The following is a 22,380-nucleotide window of genomic DNA, read 5'->3' on the forward strand; positions in this document are numbered from 1 at the left end:
TAAGAGAAATGTTTATTCTACTGGATTTAACACTTTATCTAAATGCAATAATATCAGTAATCTTCTATCCAATTTCGCCACACCAGAAATGAATTCTTCTTCATTAGACCCAACAATTTCTGGTTGTTGTTCAATTGAATTAACAGGTATATCAATTACGTCATTAGCTGAGTCTACTACAAATCCAACTTCCATTTCGTCGAGCGTAATAATAATAATTCGTGTTGACTCCTCATTAACTGATATCGGTATATTAAAACGCTCACGTAAATCTATAATTGGTGTAACTACCCCACGCAAATTAATAACACCTTTAACATACCTTTGCGTTTTCGGTACGCGCGTAATATGCATTAATTTTTCAATTCCTTGGACATTTGAAACAGGAATCGCATACTCTTTATCAGCTAATTGAAAAACAATAACTTTTAAATATTCTTGTTCAAGTGCGTTCATTTACTACACCTCTTTCATCTTAGATTTTTTACTTCATTAACGCGTTACAATCCACAATTAGAGCTACTTTACCATTTCCTAGAATTGTTGCACCAGAGATCGCAAAAATATTTGTTAGATAATTTCCTAATGATTTTAAAACGATTTCTTGTTGGCCTATAAATGAATCTACAACTAATCCTGCAAGTTTTTCGCCTTTTCGAACAATCACAACAGAATGGAACTCATCATCTATACGTTCTTTTCTAGGCACTTCAAAAATTTCCTCTAAGAAGATCAACGGTACAACTTTTCCACGGAAATCAATTACTTTTTGATTGTGTGCGTTTAAAATTTCACTATTTTTAATGATAGAAGTCTCTATAATCGATGATAGAGGAATTGCATATATTTCTTCTTCAATTTCTACCAACATGACAGATATGATCGATAATGTTAATGGTAATTGAATGGAGAAGATAGAACCTACACCTTCAGTTGAGTCAATGGAAATATTTCCACCTAACGACTCAATTGTTGTTTTTACAACATCTAGTCCTACACCACGTCCTGAAATATCTGAAACGACATCTGCAGTTGAAAAACCTGATGCTAAAATTAACTCATTGATTTGTTTATCTGACAATGAAAGGGCTGATTCTTTCGTCACAATACCTTTTGAAATAGCTTTTTTCAGTACTTTTTCTCGGTTGATACCTGCACCGTCATCTTCAATTTCAATAAATACGTAATTACCGCTATGGTACGCGCGTAAAACAACATTTCCTTCTTCAGGTTTTCCTTTTTGGCGACGAACATCTGGATTTTCAATACCATGATCCACAGAATTTCGAATTAAATGGACAAGTGGGTCACCAATTTCATCAATAACCGTTCGATCTAACTCTGTTTCTGCTCCAATAATTTCAAGGTTAATTTTTTTCTTTAAATCACGTGATAACGTTCGAACCATTTTCGGGAATCGATTAAATACCGTTTCAATTGGTATCATACGCATTGTTAGTACAATATTTTGCAAGTCGCCCATTGTACGACTCATTCTTTCAACTGTTTCATTCAATTCGCCATGATTTACTTCTGTTGCAATGGATTGTAGTCTACCACGATCAATGACAAGTTCTTCAAATAAGTTCATGAGTATATCTAAACGTTCAATACTTACACGTATCGTTTTACTAGCTGCATGTGCTTGTTTAGATGAAGTTGATTTTTGATTTGCTACTTCTTCAGTTGGCTTTGCTACCGGCAATTGTGCCTCTACTTGTTCTGGTTCAACTACAGTTACAACGGTTGGATTCACAGTTTCTTGCGTAGTAGATTGAATAAATTGTTCTTTTGAAAGCTGTGTAATTATAACTCTATCCACCTCTGAAACTTTCATAATTTTACTTTGAAGTTCTTCGGCTGGAATTTTTGTAATATATGCAACTTGGAAATCTTGATCAAATTGTTCTTCTTCTAAACGATCAACTGTAGGCGATGATTTAACAACATCACCATTCTTCTCCAAAATATCAAAGACCATATAAACACGCGCAGCTTTCAATAAACAATCTGCTCTTAATGTAATCGCTATTTCAAATGCATTAAAACCTTGTTCACTTGATTGAAGTAAAATTGTTTTTTCAAAATCATCGTATTCTAAATTTGAAGAAAGTTCTGCAACACCTGCAGCTACTTCACTTTCAGCCATCTGTACGGTTGTAGCTGCTTGTATTGGTTCTCCTGATTCGATGCGTTTTAATTTAGCTACTGTTTCCGATACATTTCTTTTTCCATCTCCACCATCCGCAATATCCATTACCATCTCTTCTAGGTGATCTACTGATTCAAATACAACGTCAAGTATTTCTGGAGATACATGAATTTTATCATTCCGAATTGCATCAAGAACATTTTCCATTTTATGAGTCAAATCAGCTAAATCTTCATATCCCATCGTTGCAGACATACCTTTTAACGTATGAGCTGAACGGAAAATTTCATTTACGATGGCTAGATCAGTAGGGTTCTTTTCAAGTTCTAATAGATTATCGCTACAGCTTTGTAAATGTTCTTTACTTTCCTCAATGAACATTTCTAAATATTGGTTCACTTCCATACGACAACACTCCTTTTCAAGGCAAATATTTCATAATCGTTTGCGCTATGTCGTCAACATCTACTACTTCATCAACCAGTTGAGTTTCAACAGCGGCTTTAGGCATTCCATAGACAATACATGTATCAGCTGATTCTGCAATTGCAATGACATTTCCATTTTCTTTCAAATTTTTCAAACCTTTTGAACCATCGTACCCCATTCCGGTCATAATAACAGCAATTTTATCAAAATCATTAAAAGTACTTACATTTTCAAAAAGTACATCAACTGCTGGGCGATGTCCTGAACGAGGTGGTTCTGTTTGATCTAATACTACTTGAAAATTCATATTTACTTTCTTTATTTTTAAATGGCTGCCACCAGGTGCGATATACGCTTTTCCATCTTGAAGTATATCGCCATGCTCAGCTTCTTTCACATCTATTTTACTTAGCTGATTTAATCGGTCTGCAAGAGATTTTGTAAATCCAGCAGGCATATGTTGAACAATTAAAATAGGTGCTTTTATCGTTTTTGGTAGTTTTGTAATCACTTCTTGTAATGCACGAGGACCTCCTGTAGAAGTTCCTATTAATACAATTTTCTTAGAGGTATTACTCCAATTTCTTTTAGATATATTGATTTCACTGCTCTCCTTGTTAGATCTATGTTGAAATAATTTGTGGTTTGTTGAAATAGTTTCACGTTTAATCGAACTAAAATTCGTTATTTTTGTAGGTTGTTTGACAGCTTGTTCTACACGCTTAAGTTTTGATACAGGAACTTTGGCAGCATGCTTCACTTTATGTACTAATTCTTCTTTGATTTTGTGTAAATCAAGAGAAATTGTTCCACTCGGCTTGGCAACAAAATCTACTGCACCGCTTTCCATTGCACTTAACGTATTTTCAGCACCACTAACTGTCGTACTAGACAACATAATAACCGGCACTGGACAAATCTCCATGATCCTTTTTAACGCCTCTAAACCATTCATTTCAGGCATTTCAACATCCATTGTTACAACGTCGGGTTCCAGTTGTTGAATCTTAGAAATTGCATCTTTACCATTTCTCGCTGTACCGATTACTTCTACATATGAATTTCCTTCAAAAAAGTCACTAATCAGCTTTCTCATAAAAGCAGAATCATCCACTATTAATAGCTTGCTTTTTTTTGAGAACTCCAACTAACCACGCCCTTTCGAAAAAATTCTTCTTAATTTACTTAAAAATGTATTTGTATTAGTATCTGCATGTACTTCTTCTATATCATGATGTATAAAGTTGTTAACAATTACTTTTAATGTTTTAGAAATTGGTGCCTCGGGATACGCAATCGAAAAAGGTACTTGTTCCCGAACAGCATTCCTGACAACAGGATCTTCCGGTAGTGAACCTAAAAGCGTCACATCTTTAGCTAAAAATTTTACCATTGTGTTTTTTAGTCGGTCTAAAGTTTCTTGCCCTTCTTCTTTTGTATACGCTCTGTTACACAATAAATAAAAGGCTTTTCCTTGATCTCTCATGTGAATATACTTCATCATGGAATAAGCATCCGTTATAGAGGTTGGTTCGGCAGTTGAAATGACAATGATTTCATCTATGGAAGTGAGTAAATCAAGTGACCAATTTGCTGCACCTGCCCCCATATCGAATAAAATATAATCAAACGACTTTTGTAACTCTTCAAATGCTTGTATTAACAAGTCAAACATTTGTTTTGACCATTCCATTACAGAAGATAGCCCGGAGCCTCCTGAAATATATTGCAAATTATTCGGTCCATCATACATTACTTCTTTTAAAGTAACCTCACCTGCTAAATAGTCCTTCAAACTAAATTGGGCAGTTTTTCCTATTAATATATGAACATTTCCCATTCCAATATCCATATCTAACACAACAACTCTTTTTCCGAGTTTAGCTAAATTAATGGCAAAGTTGGTTGTAAAATTACTTTTGCCAACGCCACCTTTACCACTAACTACTGCAATCGATCTACCCAATGAACCCTGATTTTTCAACATTTTCATTCTTAAATTTTCAGCTTGATCTCTCATTGAAATTCTCCTTGAAAGAACAATTCAATTACTTTATCTAAATTTGCTTCTTCTATATCTTCTGGTACTTCTTGTCCATTCGTATAGTAAGCAAGTCCTTTATTATATTTAATCATTAAATTATACATCGTGCCAATAGAATTTGTTTCATCTACCTTTGTAAAGATAAATTTTTCGATCGGAATTTCATTAAATTGTTGAATAATCGCTTCCATATCTTGTTCTTTCGAAGTTAGAGATAAAACTAAAAAAGATTCGACATCCTCATCAAAATTAATGATCTTTTTTAAATCGTCAACATACTTTGCTTCTTTATAATTTCTGCCGGCAGTATCAATAAAAATTAAATCTAAATGTTCAAACTTATTTAATGCATTTTTATAGTCATCTGCGCTATAAACAATTTCAACAGGTGCTTGCAATAAATTGGCATATGTTTTCAATTGTTCAATAGCAGCAATCCGGTAAGTATCGGTAGTAATAAACCCTATTTTTTTCTTTTTCTCCAATACAGATCGCGCAGCCATCTTGGCAATAGTCGTTGTTTTCCCTACTCCTGTTGGTCCTAATACATTAATATATTTTTTATGATATGAAAGACCACCCATTGGATAGTTAAAAAGTGCTTCTTTTAACACTTTGCTAGCAATTTCTTTTATTTTAATCAAAGATATTGACTCTTCAGTATTTTTATAATGCACAAAAAGCTCATCACTTATTGCCGTGATGAGCTCTTCATTAAGCTCCTGACGTCTCAAGAAATCAATAAAAGGTACTATTTCTTTTGGTAATTCGGATTGAATATTATGTCTTTGCATCGACTGCAACATTGATTTTAAATCAGCTAATTCACTTTTCAATTCATTTGTTAATTCTACATTATGTACTTCTGATTGCTGTTGCTCGATTTTAGGAGCAGTCACAACAGAATTAGCCAGCATGTCAGTAAATTGTGGAGACATGCTAGCTGTCTCCACACGATCTACTCCTGCAAGCACTTCAAAATTTTTATGTTTAATTAAACCGAATAATTTTTTTGTAATAACAACTTTCGAATTAATGATGACAGCATCTTCCCCAAGTTCAGCACGGATTTGTTTCATTGCTTCTGCTATCGAAGGTGCAATATACTTTTTCATCTTCATTCTACATTCACCACCCCAACACTTTGGATTTCAACATTAGCGTCTAATTCATTATAGGACAAAATTGGAATTTGTGGAAAATAACGTTCGGTTAACTGCCTTAAATACATACGTATACCTGGAGAGCAAAGTATAATTGGTGACTGTTCCATAAATGAAACTCTCTCAACTTCCTTTGCAATGGCCTCAAGAACAGATTGAGAATCTTGAGGGTTCATAGCTAAATAATTTCCATGATCTGTTTGTTGTACACTATCCGCAATTATCTTTTCCAATTTCCCGGGAATTGTAATCACCTTTAGTGTAGGTTGCCCAGAAACATATTGAGAAGTAATTTGTCTAGCTAATGCTTGACGTACATACTCAGTTAAAATATCAGGATCGCTTGTTAACTTAGAATAATCCGCTAATGTTTCAAATATAATTGGTAAATTTCGGATTGATACATTTTCTTTTAGCAATCTTGCTAAAACTTTTTGAATTTCACCAATCGAAAGTGGTGTAGGTGTTAATTCATCAACCAAAATCGGATAATTCTCGTGTAAATGATCGATTAATTGTTTCGTTTCTTGTCGACCTAACAACTCATGAGCATTTGCACGAATAATTTCTGTTAAATGAGTGGATACAACACTTGGAGGATCAACTACTGTATAGCCTAGCATTTCTGCATCCTCTTTTGTTTTTTCCGTTATCCATTTTGCAGGTAAACCAAATGACGGCTCAATTGTATCAATTCCTTCAATGGAGTCATCGTCACCAGGGCTCATTGCTAAATAATGATCGAGTAACAGTTCACCTCTTGCCATCTCATTACCTTTTACTTTAATTCGGTATTCATTTGGTTGTAATTGAATGTTATCTCGAATTCTAACGACTGGTATAACAAGGCCAAGTTCAAGTGCAAGTTGGCGCCGGATCATTACAACTCGATCCAGTAAATCCCCACCCTGTGCAGCATCAACGAGAGGGATTAAACCATAACCAAACTCAAATTCAATCGGATCAACATTTAATAAGTTAACAACATTTTCAGGGCTTTTAATCGTATCTGTTGCCACCTCTTCTTCAATCTCCAATAATTCCTCGGGATCTTCTGTATCTTTGCGGCTTGTCATATAAGCGCCTCCAATCAGAACACCAGCTATTGGGATTGTAATCCATTCAGGAATTGGCGTGAATAATCCTAATAAAAATATTGTTCCACCTGCAATATATAGTAACTTAGATTGTGCAAATAATTGTCTTGTAATATCTTCCCCTAAGTTACCATCTGAAGCTGCACGTGTTACAACGATACCAGTAGCAGTAGATACTAGTAGTGCAGGAATTTGTGCTACTAGACCATCCCCGACTGTTAGTGTTGAGAAATGCATAGCAGCATCTGCTATAGCATAATCAAGTTGTAACATACCAATAATAATACCGAATAATAGGTTAATAAATACCATGATGATAGAAGCAATTGCATCACCTTTTACAAATTTAGTGGCACCATCCATTGCTCCATAAAAATCTGATTCTCTTGATACTTTTTCTCGGCGTTCTTTTGCATCTTTTTCAGAAATAATCCCTGCGTTTAAATCCGCATCTATACTCATTTGTTTCCCTGGCATTGCATCTAAAGTAAATCGAGCTGCAACTTCAGCGACACGTTCGGAACCTTTTGTAATAACGATAAAGTTTATAATAACTAATAACATGAAAATTACTAAACCGACTAAAACATTTCCGCCCGTAACAAATTGACCGAACGTTTCAACGACATCCCCAGCATCCCCTTGTGATAAAATGGCTCGAGTAGTGGAAATACTTAACCCTAAACGGAACAATGTAAGTAGCAAGATAACTGAAGGAAATATTGCAAAGTCTAGCGCTTCTTTCATATTCATTGCTACTAATAAAACTAAAAGGGACAGTGTAATATTTATGATAATTAAAAAGCTTAATAACCATGTCGGTAGAGGGATGATGAGCATGGCCACAATTAATATAACTGCAGCTAAAACCCCTAAATCGCGAAATTTCATGTTTGCTCCCTCCTACTAATGGTTTAGATTTTTCGTTTAATTCGATAAACATAAGCAAGAATTTCAGCTATTGCTTTAAAAAATTCTTCTGGTACTTGTTGACCAATTTCAACTTGGTCATACATCGCTCTTGCTAACGGACGATTCTCTACCATTACTACATCATTTTCTTTCGCAATTAACTTAATCTTTTGTGCGATAAAATCGGTTCCTTTAGCAATAACTTTAGGTGCATCCATACTTTGATCATCATATTTTAAAGCAATTGCATAGTGGGTAGGGTTTGTAATGACAACATCCGCATTCGGAATTTCTTGCATCATACGTCTCATAGCCATTTCTCTCTGACGTTGCTTTATTTTAGACTTAATCTTCGGGTCACCTTCAGCGTTTTTATACTCATCTTTTATATCTTGTTTTGACATTTTCAATTGTTTTTCATACTCAAATTTTTCATAGATATAATCAAAAAGAGCAATAAATACAAGGGTAAATGCAGCTGCAATACCCATAATCCCTGTTAATCTTGCTACAGTAGAAAGTGTATCCCAAGGACTCTGGAATGAAAGAGAAAGTACTTCTTCTAAATTCATCCAAATAATGACAAAGGTTACAGTTCCGATAAATGAAATTTTCAGTAACGATTTTATAAGGTTGACAATAGCACGTACTGAAATAATTTTTTTTATACCTTTAATTGGATCCATTTTTTTCAAATCCAACTTCATTGTTTCTGTCGTAAATAATAAACCGAATTGCATAAAGTTCGCACCAACGCCTGCAACAACAGCAATAAGCATAATAGGTAGTAAGATGAATCCCATCTCTTTAAGAGAATCTGTATACATCTTCATTACGGTATCCACGGTCAATGTCTCAATTAGTATATTCTTTTGAAATGATTGTAGCAAAAACCCAAATAATCCTTCTTGCATAAATGGTGCAAACATAAACAAAAACATAAAAAGGAGTAATAAAACGATAGCTGCCGAAACATCCTGACTTTTTAAAACTTGTCCTTTCTTCCGGGCATCTGTACGTTTTTTAGGTGTTGCTTTTTCTGTCTTATCACCAGAAAAAAACTGCAAATCAAGAGTTAGTAGTAACTTCATCTTAAGCACCACCTAATAATTGCATTAAATCTCGCATGGAGAGAATCATCAATTCGATTAATTTTTCCATTACCTCAACCATAACACCCATTGAAATAATTAACACAAGAAAACCAACCGCTATTTTGATAGGAAAACCGATAACAAAAATGTTTAACTGTGGGACAGTTTTAGCTGTAATACCCAATGCAACGGTTACTAAAAATAAGGTTGCAACGATTGGAGCCGACATTTGAAAAGCGATTGCAAAAACAGTAGCAAATAATTTGATAATAAATTCTACTGTATTTGGATCACCAAATTTAGGAGAAAATTGATCGATTGGCATAAATTGATAACTATAAAATATTCCATCTAGAATGAGATGGTGTCCATTTATTGCGAGCAATACGAACAGTATTAAAAAGTTAAAGAACTGACCCATAAGTGGCGTTTGTGTACCTGTTTGTGGATCAATAATATTTGCCATGGCAAATCCCATTTCAAAATCGATAAATCCACCAGCAATCGCCACTGCAGAGAGGACAATATTTGCAGTTAGCCCAATCATTAATCCAATAATCGCTTCTTTTAATACTAATAATATGTAATTGCCATCAATTGGAATAGCTTGAGCATCTAAGGAATAATACATCATCCAAGATAAAATAATTGCTAAACCTATTTTCAATTGAGGAGGAATTGTTCTATAAGAAAAAAGGGGGATCGATACAAAAAAAGCCGAGACTCGAACAATGATTAATAATAATATCGATATTTCAGGGATCAGTTCAGTCATTGAATCACCCTATATACCGTGTTAAATTATCTAAAATATCTGATACATAATTAATCATTTGTGAAATCATCCATGGTCCAAAAAATATAAGCGCAACTAAAACTGCAACTATTTTCGGAACAAAAGCCAATGTTTGTTCCTGAATTGAAGTTGTTGCTTGAAAAATACTTACAGCCAAACCTGTTACTAATGCAACAAGTAATAACGGTCCTGAAACCACGAGGATAACCCATATAGCTCTTTCTGCAATCGCAATAACCATCTCAGGTGTCATGTTGTATCATCCCCTAAAAACTTGAAAGTAATGATTTGATTACTAAATACCAACCATCTACTAATACAAATAATAAGATTTTAAATGGTAGTGAAATCATAACAGGTGGTAACATCATCATCCCCATCGACATCAAGACACTTGCTACAACCATATCAATCACTAAAAATGGAATAAAGATCATAAAGCCCATTTGAAAAGCAGTTTTAATTTCACTTAACGCAAAAGCAGGGACTAACATAGTCAAAGGAATTTCTTCTATAGATGCAGGCCGTTCTGCTTGATTATAATTTAAAAACAATTCTAAATCCTTTTGCCTCGTATGTTGTGACATAAATTCTTTAAATGGTAAGGACGCTCTCGAATATGCCTCTTCTAACCCGATCTCTTCATTAAATAGAGGTTGTAAAGCATCCTCATTCACCTCTTGTAAAGTAGGCGCCATAATAAAAAATGTAAGGAATAATGCTAGCCCGATAATAACTTGATTAGGCGGCATTTGATTTGTCGCTAAGGCTGTTCGTGCAAAGGATAATACAATAACTATTCGTGCAAACGAAGTCATTAAAATAAGTATACTTGGTGCTAATGATAGTACTGTTAATAGGAGTAACAATTTTACTGATGTTGAAACATTTGTTGGATCATTTTCAGAAAAGAATGAGATAAATTGTTCCATTACTTATCCCTCTCCTTTTCTTTCCACTTCTCCAGCTCACTTTTTCTTTCTGCTTTAATATCAGTAATTTTTTTATTTAAAAGATCACCGAAATTCGAGTCATTATCTTCAATTTTCGTAGTGTTCGTATTCCACTTAATTTTATTAAACAAATCTACAATGTATGGTGTAGTAGATGTAACAAAGGTTTGTTTTTCATTGTAATATTCCAGCAACTGCTTCACTTCATCGGGATGTTTAATTTCCTTAATTAACTGCACATCTTCTCCTACACCAACGATATATAACGTGTCTCCAATATGCAGTAGTTGCACTGACTTCTGAGGACCAACAGAAATTCCACCAATATTTCGAACTACACTATTTTGTTGATAGCTTGTACTTCTTTTATTAATAAATTTAAGGATCAAAATTAAAAGAGCCAGTACTAATACTAAAGAAAAGAACATTTTCATGTAATCCCACAATCCAAATCCAATAGCTGCCGATTTTTCTGCATCGGCAGCGGGCTGGGAATCTTCACAAGTTTCGGGATTTTGCAAGCAATCTTCCGAGATCATTTGATTACTCTTAATATTTGCAAGAGCAATATTCGTTGGTGTAATAGACAACATTGCCACAATGAATGCCAAAAGAATTGAAATTCTTGCAAACTTTATTAAATTCATTTTTATTAATCAACCTAAAGCTTTTTGAATAGCTTCAATTACACGATCTGCTTGGAATGGTTTAACAATAAAATCCTTTGCACCAGCTTGAATTGCATCAATAACCATTGCTTGTTGCCCCATTGCAGAACACATAATAACTGTTGCATTCGGATCAGTAGATTTAATGGCTTTTAATGCTGCAATACCATCCATTTCAGGCATCGTAATGTCCATTGTCACTAAGTCTGGGCGTAATTCATTATACTTTTCAACCGCTTGAAGCCCATCAGCAGCCTCACCAACTACTTCAAATCCATTTTTCGTTAGAATATCTTTAATCATCATGCGCATAAAAGCAGCATCGTCAACTACTAAAATTCTTCTTGACATGGTAGATTCCTCCAATTGTTAACTATCGTAAATTATTTAAGCGTTCTGCCTTACTAATGATGTCAGTAATTCGAACACCGAAGTTCTCATCAATAACAACAACTTCACCCTTTGCTATTAGTCGACTATTGACTAAAATATCCACCGGTTCACCTGCAAGTTTGTCCAATTCAATAATAGAACCAGAAGCTAGCTGTAAAATATCTTTAACAGAATGCTTTGTTCTGCCAAGCTCAACTGTTACCTGTAGTGGAATGTCTAATAACATATTTAAATTTCGTGCTTCTGCCTGTGTTATATTTGCATTTTCGAAGGATGCAAATTGCGCTTGTTGTACATTCACCGGTTGTGGTGGCGCTTGATACTGCGGCATAGCATACATTGGCGGTTCCGCATATGTTGTTGCAGCCTGTTGTTGATAAACCGGTTGTTGCACAGGTTGCTGCATAACCGGTTGAGGTGCAACTGGTGGTGCTACAGGTTGTGGCGCAATTGGTTGTTGCACTTGTTGTTGTACTGGTTGAGAAGGAGGTAGGGCTGGTTCATCTTCCGGCTCACCTAACAATGATTTAACTATTTTTTTACCAAACTGTAAAGGTAATAATTGCATTAAGTTTGAGTCAATTAACTCACCAATTTTTAATCTAAATGAAATTTTAACTAATAAATCCTCATCCGGTATACTGTCTTTACCTTCATTTTGAGAAATATTTAATAAATCAATGGAAGGTGGAGAAATATCTACTTTTTTATTGAAAATCGTTGACATAGATGTTGCCGCGGATCCCATCATTTGATTCATTGCCTCTTGTACAGCGCTTAGTTGAATTTCGCCTAAATCGGGACTAGGATTTAATCCATCCCCCCCAAGCATTAAATCCGCGATAATCGCTGCATCGGATTGCTTAATAACAAGTAAATTCGCTCCAGTTAAACCAGTAGTATATTCAACTTGGATTGCAACATATGGTTGTGGAAATTCTTCCTCTAATCGATTACGATTTATCATTGAAACTACCGGTGTTGTAATATCTACCTTCTGACCTAAAAGTGCAGAAAGAGCAGTAGCCGAGCTCCCGAATGAAATATTTCCTACCTCACCTAATGCATCCTGTTCCATAGCATCAAGGTAATCTTCAACACGAAGAGGAATATCGTCGTGATCAGCAGATTCATTTTCTAGTTGGTTGATTCTATCTTCTAATGGTTCGCCCCTTAACAGAGCTTCAATTTCTTCTTGGGAGAGCATATCATCACTCATCTTCGTCTCCTCCTTTCAAAGGGTTAATAATCTGAATCGCCATCTTTTTATTACGTTTACCAGGCTGTGCAGTAAACTTAGGTAATCCACCTACATTAATAATAAGGGGCTCATCAATTTTTTGATCTAATTGTAAGCAATCACCAATGGACATATATAGGAAGTCCTCAATTGTAATATCCGTCGTTCCAAGTTGTGCAATGATGGGTAATTCTGCTTGTTTAACCCTTTTTTCTAACATTTTTGTTTGCTCTGGGGATGCTTCCTTTGTATTCGATTGCATCCAATATTGAACAGATAAATTATGAATAATTGGTTCAAGGACTACATGCGGGATACAAATATTAATCATACCTGTAGTATCCCCGATTATTGTATTTAATGAAATAACGACAACTGTTTCATTCGGCGAAATCATTTGTAAAAATTGTGGATTTACCTCTAATTCTACAAGCATTGGGTCAATTTCTGCGATTGAGTCCCATGCTTCTCGTAAATTATCAAATGAACGTTCAAATAAATTTGTCATAATTTTCTGTTCGATTTCAGTTAAATTATCTACGTTGCTATAGCTTGCACCGCTACCACCCATTAATCTGTCTAACATTGAATAGGCAATGTTTGGATTAATCTCCATTAAAATATTACCATCTAATGGCGGTACTTCAAATACATTTATTAAGGTCATATTTGGAATCGACCGTACAAATTCTTCAAATGGTATTTGATCTACCGAGGCAACTGTAATTTGAACATACGTTCTTAATTGTGCAGAGAAAAAAGTTGTTAATAATCTAGCAAAATTTTCGTGTATACGGGTCAAACTTCGGATTTGATCCTTTGAAAAACGAAGTGCACGTTTAAAGTCATAAACTTTGACTTTCCTTGTTTCGTCTTCCTTTTTTATGTCGTCAGCTGACATTTCCCCTGTTGAGATTGCAGAAAGCAACGCATCAATCTCGGATTGGGATAATACATCTCCAGCCATTTGCCCACCTCCATTTCAAGATGTTTCTTTTATTGAATGATGTAGGAGGTTATGTAAACTTGTTGTACTTCACCCTCTTGCATCAATTCGTTTAACTTCGACTTAATTGTAGATTCAAACAATATTTTGCCTTGCTTACCTTCTAAATCAGCTTTTGTCATCTCTGACAGCTCTTCAATGACAATATTCTTTGTTTGGAAATCACGTTTTGCTAATTCTTCTCCAGCTTCTTTACTATCTGTTTGAATTTTTAATGTTAATTTCACAAAATTATTATCAGCTAAATTTGTTGTAAGTTCTGGAACATCTACAGAAGCCTCAAGAATTTCGTCAATTGACGGTTCATCTGTAGAAGCTTGTTTATTAAATTGTGTTAATAATACAAAAATTACAACACCAATTAATGTAATTGTAACTAAAATGATGAGCATAATGGTTAATAATTTATTCTTCTTCATCTTCATCACCTCGAATGTGCGGGTTTGATAACACTTGAATATTTTTATAAAATTGCGTAATTCTCTTATGCACTTCTTTTTCACTTTCTAACACTATATATTTCCGACCATTCGTTAAGGTAATGGTAGTGTCTGGAAAGGACTCAACAATCTCTATGTATAAGGCATTTAAGGAAAACGATTTACCGTTTAAACGTGTAAGTTCTATCATTGAAATAGGGCCGGGTCGAGTCTCTCGAGAGCCGGCCCGACCCTCCTTTGCAATGAAGTTATGGAATAAGAAAAGCTGTGTACCCTGCTATCTTCGACAATCCGTTGAATCCAAGAGATTGTGATTTTTTGGGCAGAGTATTGAAGTTAAGAAAATTTCCAATTCCAAATATCACCATTTCTATTTTATTAAAAATTAACGTTTTAAATTAACAAGTTCTTCAAGAATAGAATCTGAAGTTGTAATAATACGAGAGTTCGCTTGGAAACCACGTTGCGCAACGATCATCTCTGTGAATTCTTCTGAAAGGTCAACGTTAGACATTTCTAGGAAGCCTGATTCGATTTTACCAATACCAGACTGTGTAGCTACTTGCACTGTTGGATCACCAGAGTTTGTCGTAACTTGGTAGTAGTTACTTCCTGTTTTTTCAAGACCACCTGTATTTGGGAATTTTGCAAGTAGTAACTGACCAGCATATTGAAGTTTCCCATTTACATCAACATAGTTAACAGTACCATCTGCTCCGATACTCATAGATTGAGCATTTGTAGGGATTTTAATTGGATTTAAACCGTCTGCTTCTAACGCACCTTCTTGGTATAAATTATCAGTACCTAAATCAATTTTATCACTTTCTGCTTCACTAGTAGCATCTTCTTCAACATCCTGATATAAAGTTCCGTTAGCAACACCGACAACATATTTACCATCTGTATTAACTAAATAACCATTTCTGTCCATATAAAAGTTTCCAGCTCTTGTATATAAATAGTTTGAAAAACCGCTATCAGCTGCAATATTACCCTCTTCATCAGGTGCTTCAGTTGAATTTGCTACCATAAAGAAACCATCCCCTGAAATAGCTAAGTCAAGTGTACGAGATGTTGTTTGTAATGAACCTGTTCCGTGAATGATATCAATTGCAGCCATTTGAGACCCTAATCCAACCTGCTTTGGATTAATCCCCCCTTGAGTAGCTGTTGCTGCTGAAGCACCTGAAATCGATTGTGATACTAAATCTTTAAAAACAACACGACTTTTCTTAAATCCATAGGTATTTACGTTTGAGATATTGTTCCCGATTACATCTAATTTAGTTTGATGGTTTTTTAAGCCTGAAATACCTGAGTACATTGAACGTAACATAGTTAATCGTTCTCCCTTCACTTCTTAAAATTATTTGTAGTGTATTGCTTCTTTCATTCCGCAATACAAGGCATCCTATACGGTCCTGCCTATAACACAATTGTGCCGTCAATATTAGTGAAAATTTGTTCTTTTGCTTCAGTGCGTTCCATCGCTGTAATTACAGTTGCATTTTTAGCACTCACAATCAACGCGGCTTGATCCATTAATACTAATGGTTGATTGACTCCTTTTGATCGTGCTTCAAATACTTTATCCGTCACAATTTGCCATTCTTGATCGGAAATTGAAATATTCCGTTCTAGTATTCTTTCATTTGCATGTTTACTAATTTTTAATTCTTGATTTTCTGTAGCCTGTTGCAAATGGGCAATAAACGATTGTTTTGTTTGTATTGGTCGATTATTTAATTGTGATTGAATACTTGTGGGTTGCAATGGCACGTGCCCAATTCCAATTCTGTGCATGTGGATCACCAACCTTATTTACTCATTAATTCGAATTGATCCTTTGTTAGGCTCTTTCCACTCTCTAATATATATTCAATTAAACTATTATTTGTTTTAATAGATTGAATCACTTCTTGAACCGTCTTTCCATCAAGTTGATATTGTACAGTTTGTCCAATTAATTGACTTGCTGTAACAAGCGGATTCTCAGGAATAGGGTTCGTTGGAGATGTACTAGGACTATTAAGAATAGATGAAATATTCCCAGGTGAAATTTCCTTACCACCTTCAAGAATAAATACTGGTTCACCATCCACAAATTTCAATTCATTAATTACACCAGTACCATTATTTACAATGGGATTCCCTTTTTCATCTAACTTATCTGTCAATTCATGCCACTTCACTTCTTTACCTACAAACGTTGTATAGTTCATTAACTGAGATTGTTGTTGCGATTCTAGTAAATTTTTCATTGCAGTTGTCATATTTTGCATTTGCTCTAAAGAAGAGAACTGAGCCATTTGTGCGATAAACTCTTTATCGTCCATTGGTTGAGTTGGGTCCTGATTTTGAAGTTGGGTAATTAAAATTTGTAAAAATGCATCCTTTCCCAGCTCATTTGTTCCCGTTTGTTTCGTTGTTTTTTTATAATTAGATAAATAGTAATCATTTGATATAGCATTGGTATTTGTCATTACTACACCTCCTCATTTAACAAATATTCACTAAAGGATATGGCATCTTCATCGTCTTGATTTTCATGCTCATCCTCTTCTTTTTCAGATTGCTGTTGCTTGAATAAATTATTAAATTGACTTTGATCGCGGTTATTTCGATCTGTTTCTTGTAAGCTTTGTGCCACGTCAATTCGATCCATTTGAATGTTTTGTTGGGCAAAAGTAGATTTTAATTGTTGGATTTGACTATCTAATAATTCTTTAGCTTGAGGTGTTGAAGCTAGTAATCTAGCAGAAAGCAATCCATTTTTTTGGAAAATTTCTATACGAATCGAACCAAGGTTTTCAGGATATAATTTCACTAATAGCTTCATTGTACCTTGTGTATTAGAAATTTGACTACGATTTATTAAATTTTGTATATCCTTAGCAAGAGCTTCACCTTGTGCACCCTTTTCAGCTGGTAATGTAAAAGACGAGATTTTTGTTACGTTGGTCGAACCAGTGTTTAATATATCGCCTAAATTAGTTATACTATTTATATTACTTTGAAGTAAAGAAGCTTTTTCTTCATTATTTGACACAAGTTTCTTGCCGTTACTATTCTGTACCATTTGACCATGAATAATGTTTGCAAACAATAATCTATCGGCTGATTTAGTTTGAAACTTATCTTTACTAGTTGTTAATTCATTTGAGATAAATTTCAGTACTTCTTTTAGCTGAATTAATTGGTCTTGTTGCTCATTTAACAAATCCGTATTATTTCCAATAACTTGAGCTAACTTTAATACTTGAAGTAATTTTTCGGCCGCTTTTGGGGTTACATGATGTTCTCCGTTTAATGCAAACAACATCAACTCAGATGCTTGATCGTTAATCGATTGAATGACATCCCAAATGTTGTTAACTTCTATGTTCTCTTCCTCAAGTAATTCTTTCATTGTCTGTTCTAGTTCTTCTGGTTTTATATTTAAGATTAATAATAATTCATTCATACTATTCATTACTTCATCAACAGCAACGACCTCTTCACCAGTACCAATTAGAGAAAGCCCTTCATTATGAGGTACGCCTAATAAATCCAATACATCCTCAAGTGAGCTTGCATTTAATAATGACTCGAGTTCTTTTAAGTTAATCGCATCCTCTATAAGTGCAGCTTCTTCAATATGTGAAACACTATTATTTTGAATTGTCGTAATTTGATTGAAAATATGCCCAAAATTATTTTCTTTTGAATTCGTTTGTGTACTTTGAGTAGTTGCATTTGATTTCGGCTGAATGTTTGCTAATGGCATAGTTCCGATATTCACTTTTTTCACCTCCTTCAAGATTTATTGTGAAATTAGCTCTGTATAACGTGCTGCTGTTGCTGGGTCCATTTTAGAGAATATTGCTGAAAGGGCTTCAGGATCCATATTGGATAAAATTTTCACGGCCTCTTCGTCACTCATTTCCATTATGATAGGAGCTGCACTTTTTGCTGACATTTGTTTAAAGGTTGATAAAATATCATCAAATTCCTTTTTCGCTCCTTCTTGTTGCTGTTGGAGTTTTTCTATTTCATTTTTCAAATTTTGTTGGACAGCTAAGTTATTTTCACTTTCCGCACTTGCTTTTTCAAGCTGGGATTTTAGTTGCTCAATTTCAGCTTCTTTTTCTTTTATTTCTGCTTGAAGCTCCACTACTTTTTGGTCAAAGTCAATAGCTGGTTCTTCCTTAGCTGATTTATCGGAAATGAAAGGTAAGGAATCTGTTATAGTTGAAGCTTTTTCAAATACATTAATATTTGTAAAAGATGCAATGACGAGTAGAATTGCGATTACAAATAATAACGGAATTAATACCCAAAAGAAAAGCTTTTGAAATATTCCCGGTGATTTTCCTTCAGCCACTTCTTCAATATTCAGTTCTTCTTTAATTCTATTTTTTGCCATGAAATCACCTGATTTCTTTTTTGTTATACATTAAGGTCGATAGTTCATCTAAATACAGTGATTCGATTCGATCTTGTTCCACTCTAAAACTTTGTAAATCTTTTTCTTTCATTTTTTCAAATTTACGAACTTCAAGACTTTTTTCTAACATTTTTTGTTCATGCCATTGCATTTTCGCACGAGCCTGAATTACCTTTGTTTGTAGTTCAGCAATTGTTTTTTCCAAACTATCGATAAATGTAGCGAAATGATGAATTCGATCAATTGTTGCACCAATCGTTAACCGTTCATTTTGGTAAGCAATTAAATCTTCTTTTTTCTTTAACATTTCGTAAAGTTTTGTTGCTACTTCTTCAAAAGCACGTACCGATTCTTTATAGGCAATTTCAGTTTGCTGCTTTTCCTGTTCACGAATCGTGAGGATTTTCTCAAATCTATATGTATAATGAACCATTATTTACCACCACCATTGGACAATGTTATTAATTCATTTACAGTATCTTGTAACGAAACTTTATCCTTATAACCTTGTTTTAAAAATGAAGTAATCAGTGGTTCATAGTGAATCGCCTCATCAATTTCTTTTGAAGTCCCTCTTTTATATGCACCGATATTGATTAGGTCTTCTGATTTTGCGTAAGTATAATAAAGTTCACGTAGTCTTTCTGCTGCCTTGACGTGCTCTGGTGTTGAAATATGATTCATTAAACGACTTACACTTCTTAACACGTTAATTGCTGGATATTGCCCTTTATTTGCAAGTGTTCGATCTAGAACTATATGACCATCCAAAATACCTCGAACAGTATCGGCAATTGGTTCGTTCATATCGTCGCCATCAACCAAGACTGTATAGAAAGCTGTAATCGTACCTTTTAAATTTGTCCCAGTACGTTCTAATAGCTTTGGCAAAATTGAAAATACGGAAGGTGTGAACCCTTTTTGAGCTGGTGGTTCACCTGTTGCTAAACCAATTTCTCGTTGGGCAAGTGCAACGCGAGTTACCGAATCCATCATTAACATCACATTGAGACCTTTATCCCTAAAGTACTCCGCAATTGCTGTTGCAGTAAACGCACCTTTAATGCGCATTAGTGCAGGTTGGTCACCTGTAGCAGCAATGACAATGGAACGACTTAATCCTTCTGGACCTAAATCCCGTTCAATAAATTCACGAACTTCACGGCCGCGCTCACCGATTAATGCAATTACGTTTAGATCTGCGCGGGTATTTCGAGCAATCATTCCAAGAAGCGTACTTTTCCCTACTCCGGAGCCGGCAAAAATCCCAACACGTTGTCCACTACCAACTGTAAGCATGCCATCAATTGCCTTTACGCCTACTTCAAGCTGATCGCTTATTGGTGGTCTTTTAAGAGGATTGGGTGGTTCTTTATCCGTTTGTACTGTTACGAGACCTTTTGGAAGTGATGAACCATCAAATGGGTTGCCCATTGAATCTAATACTTTACCAATTAATTCTGGTCCTACTTTTATTTCTAGCGGTTTACCAGTACCTTCAACTAAACAGCCAATTGAAATCTCACGTACTGATGTAAAAGGCATAAGCACGACATATTCATTATTAAACCCGACAACTTCAGCTAAAATTTCTTGATGACCGTTTTTGGCTGAATGAACATGGATTTTACATACATCACCAATTGAACTTTCTGGACCTTGCGACTCAATCATTAAGCCTACAACTCGATTCACTTTACCATATTTTTTCAGTGTCTCAACATTAGCAATTTTTTCAATTAATTGAGCCGCTTTCATCGTATCAGTCCTTACTCGTTAAAATTTCGTTTAATTTTAATCGTAGTTCATTTAATTGTTCGTCTATCGATACAACAATTCTTCCATGATTTGTTTCAATATAGCTTTCGGTAGATGTAAAATCTTCATTAACAAAAATTAATAATGGCACGTCCGCTGGGAACATCTCCGCTAATTCATTACGGTATTCCGAAACAATTTTATGATACATAGGCGAGACATATATTTTAATTTCTTTCATCTCACGTGCTTCTTTTAGCCCGCGCTTAATGATGGATATAAATAATTCATCATCTCGATCTAGGGATGCCCCAATAATGCGTTCTGCTGCTACAATCGACAATTCCAAAAGCACTTGTTCTTGTTCTTCAATGTAACTACGTGCATTTTGATGGGAATTCTCCACAATTTCATTTGCCATTTTCAAATTGTCCATCATATCTGCCTGCGCTTTATTTACGCCTTCTTCATAGCCTTGTTGAAATCCTTGATCATATGCTTTTTGTTCGAGAACAAGCTTTTCTTCTTCCCACAATTGCTTTAGATGTTCAATCATTTCTAATTGTTCATTTCGGTATTGTTCAAATTCTTCTTTTTGTAATTGAATTTCACGGTTTGCTTCCGCTAAAAGCTTATCACGTTCTGCATATAACTCTTCTTTAGAAATAGTGGGTTCTTTCGTTTCCACAACCTCTTCATCAAATTCTTCTACAAATAAATTTCGAAGTTGTATTTCGACTCTTTTTTCTTCTTCTTGTTTTGCATAACTGGATCGGATGATTCTAGACAATGACGTCATCTCCTCCGCCACGAGCAATAATAATTTCACCTGCATCTTCTAGTCGTCTAATGACTGCAACAATTCTAGATTGGGCTTCTTCAACATCACGAAGACGAACAGGACCCATAATTTCCATCTCTTCTTTAAATGTATCTGCCATACGTTGAGACATATTTCGGAAAATGATATCTTTAACTTCCTCACTACTTACCTTCATTGATAGTAATAAGTCTTCGTTTTCACAGTCACGAATAACACGTTGAATGGAGCGGTTGTCCAATGTAACAATATCCTCGAATACAAACATGCGCTTTTTAATTTCTTCTGCCAGTTCTGGATCTTGAATTTCAAGCGCATCGAGAATTGTTTTTTCCGTTTGACGATCTACACCATTTAATACCTCAACGACTGCATCAACGCCACCTGTCTCAGTGTAGTCTTGCGTCACTGTAGAAGATAATTTACGTTCTAATACAGACTCGATTTCACTAATTACTTCAGGTGAGGTAGAGTCCATTACTGCAATACGTTTTGCAATATCCGCCTGGACCTCTTGCGGTAGCGAGGATAAGATTACCCCCGCTTGTCCTGGGTCTAAGTAAGATAAAATTAACGCAATCGTTTGTGGATGTTCATTTTGAATAAAGTTAAAAATTTGTGCTGGATCAGCTTTTCGAGCAAAATCAAACGGTCTTACTTGTAGGGAAGACGTCAAGCGATTAATAATTGCCTGTGCTTGATCTTGTCCTAACGCTTTTTCTAATACCGTTTTTGCGTATCCAATACCACCCTGTGAAATATAATCTTGCGCAAGGGCAATATTATGGAATTCCTCTATAATGTCTTCTTTTATATTTGGCTCAACTTTTTTAACGCTCGAAATTTCTAACGTAAGACGTTCGATTTCTTCTTCATTTAAATGTTTATAAACAGAAGCTGAAACTTCAGGTCCTAGAGAAATTAACAGTAAAGCTGCTTTTTGTTTTCCTGTCAATTCTTTTTCTTTCTTGGACACAGTCGAACCC

The 22,380-nt window shown here is 34.9% G+C and carries 25 protein-coding genes; all 25 read right to left on the bottom strand.

Going from position 1 to position 22,380, the window contains the following annotated elements; genetic code table 11:
• Positions 1-12: 12 nt before the first annotated feature.
• The 25 genes from EK386_RS02935 to fliG all read right to left on the bottom strand — a co-directional run bounded on the left by EK386_RS02935 (position 13) and on the right by fliG (position 22,370).
• Positions 13-456, bottom strand: coding sequence for a chemotaxis protein CheW (locus EK386_RS02935; RefSeq protein WP_126657531.1), 444 nt, complete (start codon positions 454-456; stop codon positions 13-15).
• A 28-nt stretch (positions 457-484) separates the two neighbouring features.
• On the bottom strand, positions 485-2,557 hold the full coding sequence (locus EK386_RS02940) for a chemotaxis protein CheA (protein WP_126657532.1): 2,073 nt from the start codon (positions 2,555-2,557) through the stop codon (positions 485-487).
• Positions 2,558-2,573: 16 nt separating this feature from the next.
• Complete coding sequence (locus EK386_RS02945) at positions 2,574-3,728, bottom strand: protein-glutamate methylesterase/protein-glutamine glutaminase (RefSeq protein ID WP_126657533.1); 1,155 nt, start codon at positions 3,726-3,728, stop codon at positions 2,574-2,576.
• Complete coding sequence (locus EK386_RS02950; RefSeq protein ID WP_126657534.1) at positions 3,729-4,601, bottom strand: MinD/ParA family protein; 873 nt, start codon at positions 4,599-4,601, stop codon at positions 3,729-3,731.
• Positions 4,598-5,746: a flagellar biosynthesis GTPase FlhF gene (gene flhF / locus EK386_RS02955; protein WP_126657535.1), complete on the bottom strand. Its 1,149-nt coding sequence runs from the start codon at positions 5,744-5,746 to the stop codon at positions 4,598-4,600. The genes EK386_RS02950 and flhF overlap by 4 nt, the downstream gene beginning before the upstream one ends.
• Positions 5,743-7,776, bottom strand: a complete 2,034-nt coding sequence (gene flhA / locus EK386_RS02960) for a flagellar biosynthesis protein FlhA (protein ID WP_126657536.1) — start codon at positions 7,774-7,776, stop codon at positions 5,743-5,745. The genes flhF and flhA overlap by 4 nt, the downstream gene beginning before the upstream one ends.
• A gap of 23 nt (positions 7,777-7,799) precedes the next feature.
• On the bottom strand, positions 7,800-8,888 hold the full coding sequence (flhB, locus tag EK386_RS02965; protein ID WP_126657537.1) for a flagellar biosynthesis protein FlhB: 1,089 nt from the start codon (positions 8,886-8,888) through the stop codon (positions 7,800-7,802).
• Between the two features lies 1 nt (position 8,889).
• Positions 8,890-9,666, bottom strand: a complete 777-nt coding sequence (gene fliR / locus EK386_RS02970; RefSeq protein WP_126657538.1) for a flagellar biosynthetic protein FliR — start codon at positions 9,664-9,666, stop codon at positions 8,890-8,892.
• 4 nt (positions 9,667-9,670) lie between these two features.
• Positions 9,671-9,940: a flagellar biosynthesis protein FliQ gene (fliQ, locus tag EK386_RS02975; RefSeq protein WP_126657539.1), complete on the bottom strand. Its 270-nt coding sequence runs from the start codon at positions 9,938-9,940 to the stop codon at positions 9,671-9,673.
• 13 nt (positions 9,941-9,953) lie between these two features.
• Positions 9,954-10,619, bottom strand: coding sequence for a flagellar type III secretion system pore protein FliP (fliP, locus tag EK386_RS02980; RefSeq protein ID WP_126657540.1), 666 nt, complete (start codon positions 10,617-10,619; stop codon positions 9,954-9,956).
• Entirely contained in the window at positions 10,619-11,287 is a 669-nt protein-coding gene (locus tag EK386_RS02985) for a flagellar biosynthetic protein FliO (protein ID WP_126657541.1), read from the bottom strand. The genes fliP and EK386_RS02985 overlap by 1 nt, the downstream gene beginning before the upstream one ends.
• 9 nt (positions 11,288-11,296) lie before the next feature.
• Positions 11,297-11,659 carry a response regulator gene (locus tag EK386_RS02990; protein ID WP_126657542.1) on the bottom strand — a complete coding sequence of 121 codons (363 nt, stop codon included), beginning with the start codon at positions 11,657-11,659 and terminating at the stop codon, positions 11,297-11,299.
• 22 nt (positions 11,660-11,681) lie between these two features.
• Positions 11,682-12,920 carry a flagellar motor switch phosphatase FliY gene (gene fliY / locus EK386_RS02995; protein ID WP_126657543.1) on the bottom strand — a complete coding sequence of 413 codons (1,239 nt, stop codon included), beginning with the start codon at positions 12,918-12,920 and terminating at the stop codon, positions 11,682-11,684.
• Positions 12,913-13,908 carry a flagellar motor switch protein FliM gene (fliM, locus tag EK386_RS03000; protein WP_126657544.1) on the bottom strand — a complete coding sequence of 332 codons (996 nt, stop codon included), beginning with the start codon at positions 13,906-13,908 and terminating at the stop codon, positions 12,913-12,915. The genes fliY and fliM overlap by 8 nt, the downstream gene beginning before the upstream one ends.
• Before the next feature lie 29 nt (positions 13,909-13,937).
• A complete protein-coding gene (gene fliL, locus EK386_RS03005; RefSeq protein WP_126657545.1) occupies positions 13,938-14,366 on the bottom strand; it encodes a flagellar basal body-associated protein FliL in 429 nt (142 codons plus the stop codon).
• On the bottom strand, positions 14,353-14,577 hold the full coding sequence (locus EK386_RS03010; protein ID WP_126657546.1) for a flagellar FlbD family protein: 225 nt from the start codon (positions 14,575-14,577) through the stop codon (positions 14,353-14,355). The genes fliL and EK386_RS03010 overlap by 14 nt, the downstream gene beginning before the upstream one ends.
• A gap of 195 nt (positions 14,578-14,772) precedes the next feature.
• The gene (flgG, locus tag EK386_RS03015) at positions 14,773-15,726 is read right to left on the bottom strand and encodes a flagellar basal body rod protein FlgG (RefSeq protein WP_126657547.1); all 954 of its coding nucleotides are present in this window, start codon (positions 15,724-15,726) and stop codon (positions 14,773-14,775) included.
• 89 nt (positions 15,727-15,815) lie between these two features.
• On the bottom strand, positions 15,816-16,193 hold the full coding sequence (locus EK386_RS03020) for a TIGR02530 family flagellar biosynthesis protein (protein WP_126657548.1): 378 nt from the start codon (positions 16,191-16,193) through the stop codon (positions 15,816-15,818).
• A 14-nt stretch (positions 16,194-16,207) separates the two neighbouring features.
• Complete coding sequence (gene flgD, locus EK386_RS03025; protein WP_126657549.1) at positions 16,208-16,873, bottom strand: flagellar hook assembly protein FlgD; 666 nt, start codon at positions 16,871-16,873, stop codon at positions 16,208-16,210.
• Between the two features lie 2 nt (positions 16,874-16,875).
• Complete coding sequence (locus EK386_RS03030) at positions 16,876-18,171, bottom strand: flagellar hook-length control protein FliK (RefSeq protein ID WP_126657550.1); 1,296 nt, start codon at positions 18,169-18,171, stop codon at positions 16,876-16,878.
• Between the two features lie 21 nt (positions 18,172-18,192).
• Positions 18,193-18,795: a MotE family protein gene (locus EK386_RS03035; RefSeq protein ID WP_126657551.1), complete on the bottom strand. Its 603-nt coding sequence runs from the start codon at positions 18,793-18,795 to the stop codon at positions 18,193-18,195.
• A 4-nt stretch (positions 18,796-18,799) separates the two neighbouring features.
• The gene (fliJ, locus tag EK386_RS03040; protein WP_126657552.1) at positions 18,800-19,249 is read right to left on the bottom strand and encodes a flagellar export protein FliJ; all 450 of its coding nucleotides are present in this window, start codon (positions 19,247-19,249) and stop codon (positions 18,800-18,802) included.
• Positions 19,249-20,574: a flagellar protein export ATPase FliI gene (fliI, locus tag EK386_RS03045; protein WP_126657553.1), complete on the bottom strand. Its 1,326-nt coding sequence runs from the start codon at positions 20,572-20,574 to the stop codon at positions 19,249-19,251. The genes fliJ and fliI overlap by 1 nt, the downstream gene beginning before the upstream one ends.
• 4 nt (positions 20,575-20,578) lie before the next feature.
• On the bottom strand, positions 20,579-21,373 hold the full coding sequence (gene fliH, locus EK386_RS03050; RefSeq protein ID WP_342774242.1) for a flagellar assembly protein FliH: 795 nt from the start codon (positions 21,371-21,373) through the stop codon (positions 20,579-20,581).
• Entirely contained in the window at positions 21,357-22,370 is a 1,014-nt protein-coding gene (gene fliG, locus EK386_RS03055) for a flagellar motor switch protein FliG (RefSeq protein ID WP_126657555.1), read from the bottom strand. The genes fliH and fliG overlap by 17 nt, the downstream gene beginning before the upstream one ends.
• Positions 22,371-22,380: the final 10 nt, after the last annotated feature.

The sequence above is a fragment of the Lysinibacillus antri genome (assembly GCF_003977595.1).
GTDB classification, from domain to species: Bacteria; Bacillota; Bacilli; order Bacillales_A; family Planococcaceae; genus Ureibacillus; species Ureibacillus antri.